At 62.7% G+C, this 753-nt stretch carries 1 protein-coding gene; it reads right to left on the bottom strand.

The genetic code is table 11. The features are described 5' to 3' along the window. Positions 1-10: 10 nt before the first annotated feature. Positions 11-753: P-type conjugative transfer protein TrbG (gene trbG / locus HOC_RS20640; protein ID WP_035542672.1), on the bottom strand; the 743-nt coding region annotated here is incomplete at its 5' end.

Here is a 753-nt window from a genome sequence, read left to right as displayed (position 1 = left end):
GGACATTGCGTCAGCCCCCGAACATCGCGGCAAGGGGCGAGCGCTGATCATTGCGGCTGATACGGACGATCGTCTGGTTTTTTGTGCCGAGCCGGAGTTCAGCGGCGCGGAACAGGCGGTCGACAACATAATAATTGCCACGCACGCGATAGTTCACAAGTTCAGCCTCGCTTCTCGGCCCCAGGACGAACAAGGGCGGCATGTCTGTCGTCGCGATATCACCCGGCATCTGGATGAACACCTGACGCCCGTCATCGAAAACACGGACAGGCTTCCAGCCCGGACTGTCGCCGGTCAGGCGATAGTCGAAGTTCAGGCCTTCCAGCGTCAAGCCGCTTGTGATCGATGCGGCCTCGCGCGCAATCGCGCGGTCGTTGCGGGCGGTGAGGCCTGCCAGCTCATCGGCGGGATAGCGCCAGGACAGGGCGGCCATATAGCCATCCGCCTGGCTTTCGAGTTCCAGATGATAGGTCCGCCGGTCCGTGGCGATCATGAGATTGGTGCGAATGCCCGCATTGATGGGCTTGACGAGGACATGCGCGCGGGCCGTCGGGCCAGATCCGGAGACCGTATCGCCAACCACCCAGCGCACCGTGTCGCCGGCCGAAACTGAAACCAGCTCCTCGCCCGGCTGGAGCGCGATGTCGGAGACCTGTCCGGGACTGGCATAGAGCCTGTAGAGCGCGCCTTCGGTATAGGGATAGACCTGGATCGCGTTCACATAGCCATCGACCGAGGGTTCAATGAGGGCGC

Origin of the sequence: Hyphomonas oceanitis SCH89, from assembly GCF_000685295.1 — a bacterium.
GTDB classification, from domain to species: Bacteria; Pseudomonadota; Alphaproteobacteria; order Caulobacterales; family Hyphomonadaceae; genus Hyphomonas; species Hyphomonas oceanitis.
The sequence above is the reverse complement of the archived record's forward strand: the minus strand, read 5'-3'. Positions and strand labels throughout refer to the sequence as shown.